This window comes from Oribacterium sinus, from assembly GCF_963553175.1.
Taxonomy (GTDB): Bacteria; Bacillota; Clostridia; order Lachnospirales; family Lachnospiraceae; genus Oribacterium; species Oribacterium sinus_B.
Map to the genome: position 1 here is coordinate 1 of NZ_CAUVME010000084.1, position 2,674 is coordinate 2,674.

2 protein-coding genes are annotated in these 2,674 nt (G+C 46.3%); both read left to right on the plus strand.

Going from position 1 to position 2,674, the window contains the following annotated elements:
* The coding region (locus tag RYO92_RS11120) for a S41 family peptidase (RefSeq protein ID WP_315370420.1) at positions 1–1,584 on the plus strand (1,584 nt) is incomplete at its 5' end.
* A gap of 44 nt (positions 1,585–1,628) precedes the next feature.
* A partial coding sequence (locus RYO92_RS11125) for a diacylglycerol/lipid kinase family protein (protein ID WP_315370421.1) occupies positions 1,629–2,674 on the plus strand: 1,046 nt, incomplete at its 3' end.

A 2,674-nucleotide genomic window follows, 5' to 3' on the forward strand; every position in this document is an offset into this window, starting at 1 on the left:
CGGATAGAGACATCGGGGCCGGAGACGGAGGAAGCGCAGAAAGCTGAGCCGGAACAGCATAAAAAAGGGCTTTGGAAGGGCGTAGTGTTTTTCTTCCTGTGCTTTACCCTTTCCTTTGTTCTTGGTGCGCTTTTGTGCTATTTTTATTTCTTCGGATTTCCGAAAAGACAAGAAAATCAGGCCATTCATAATGGAGCGGCCAGTTCTTCCACCCTTTCCGACTCCAATCTGGAGAACTTGGAGTCCATTAACCTTCCAAGAGTTACGGAGAAGCTTAGGAAGATTCAGGATTTGCTGACGGACAGCTACCTTTATCAGGAAAATGGAAAAGATGCGGAGGAGATGATTTACAAGGGCTTTTTGACCAGCCTTCTGCAAGAGGATCCCTACGCTGCTTACTATACAAAGGAAGAGATAGAGGAGACCAGAAATCGTCAAAAGGGAATATACAAAGGAATCGGTGCGGCGGTATCCGAAAAGGAAGGCGGCCCCTTGGTAGAGTATGTTTATCCCGGATCTCCTGCGGAAAAGGCAGGTCTTTTGGCGGGAGATGTTGTACTGAAGGTGGACGGCATTTCCGTGGAGAGCCTTAGCCTAAACTATATTGTGGAGAATCTGATTCAGGGTTTGCCGGGAAGCTCTTTGGAAATGGTGGTAAATCGAAACGGTGAGGAAGTCACTCTGCGGATTACCAGAGGAGAGGTGGTCATTCCCGGCTCTGAAGTTGGAGATGTGGCAGAGATGTTGAAGCTTCAGAGCGGAGCTGAAAAGCAAAATGAAACAGACCCACAGAAGAGTGAAGAACAGCAGCCTGATGTAAATAGGGATGTCTTAGCCAAGCTAAAGCCCGGAGATATCGGTTACCTTTCCTTAAGGGGCTTCTATATGGAGGCGGTGGATTCCTTCATTTCCCAGTATGAATCCGATATTGACGGAAAGAAGAAGGCCTTGATTATCGATCTACGAGGAAATCCGGGGGGTGACGTGGAAGCGGCAACCAAACTGCTGGATTACTTTCTGCCGGATCATTTGCAGAAGCCGAAGAGAAAGGACAGCGAAAACAAAACTATACAGACGGAAAATCGTGGCGAAAGTGCTTCCTCCTCCGTCTTGGAAGTCACTCCCAACCCCAATCGTCAATTTGAAAAGGACAAGACCTTGCTTCTTTATACGGAGGACAAGTGGGGAAAGGGGAAGGACTGGTATGCCAAGGATGGACATGAAGTGGGACTGCCCATCATCATTTTAATGAATCAAAACTCCGCCTCCGCTTCGGAGCTTTTTGCAGGAACCATGCAGGATTATGACAGAGCCTGGGTTTTCGGAACGCTGTCTTACGGAAAGGGTATTGTGCAGACGGTACGAAGCTTCCCGGACGGATCTGCGGTGGAGTTTACCACCCATTACTACTTTACGCCGGCAGGACGAAACATCCACAAGAAGGGAATCACGCCGGATCTTACGGTGGAAATGCCGGAGGCGGATCAATTCACTTATCTTCGGGACAGAACAAAAGACCTGCAATTAAGAAAAGCAGCAGAGAGTCTTTATATTAATTTTATACACGATAAAAACAGCCCATGATATACTCAGTTCATCAGAAGATGAACAGTAATGGATGGTGAGGCATGGTATTTTTTATCGTTAATCCCCGAGCGGGACAGGGAATGGGGTTACGACTTTGGGAGAAAATGAAGGAAGAGGGAAAGTCTTTGTTGGGAGAAGAAGGCTTTTCCGTTTTCTTTACGGAAAAACAGGGAGATGCCAGACTCTTTGCCAGAGAAATCACCAGAGAGATCAATAAAGAAAATCATAGAGAAATCATCGGAGAGATCAATAAAGAAAATCATAGAGAAATCACTGGAGAAAATCCTAAAGAAACCCAACAAGAGATTCATAGAGATTATTCCGGAGAAAGTAAAAGAGAAGCAAAAGCCACATATGAAGAGGATAGGATTTGCGTCATTGGCGGAACCGGTACCTTAAATGAAGTGATTGACGGGGCTATGCTGGATAACAACTCCTTCCCGATTTCCTTTTTGCCGGTGCATAGGGACAACGATTTTGCCAGAGCCCTGCAAAAGGGCTATAAGATTCCGGAAAGTCTTTCTGCCCTTTTTGCCAAGGAAGAGCGAAAAGTAGATTACGGCATTGTAGAGGGAGAAAGAGGACACAGACGTTTTGTGGTCAGTGTGGGACTGGGCTTTGAGGCAGCTGTCCTGCAGGAGCTGCTCAGTATGGGTTGTAGCATTTGCCCCAAAGAAAAACAGAGGATTCGTTCCAAGGCCCTTTCTTATTTTTATGCTTTTGTGAAAGAATTAAAACGGGCAAAGAAAATCAAAGGAAGTATTCTCCTGGATGGAGAAGAACGAGTGGAATTCCAGCATATCCTCTTTTTGTCCATCCATAATCATCCCTATGAATCCGGCTATGCCTTGGGATGTGGAGCTTCCGGAGAAGATGGCGTCCTGGATTTATGCTTGGTCAGCACCAAGAAAAAGCTGCGATTGCTTTACATTATGTTTGCGGCACTTTTCGGAAAGCATAAAAGTCTTCCCGGGGTGCATTGCTACCGGTTTAAGAAGATGGAGATTCATTTGGAGCAGGAGGTGGCCTTCCATGTGGATGGAGAATCCTTGGGAAAACAAAAGGATCTCTCCATTTCCTGTATGCC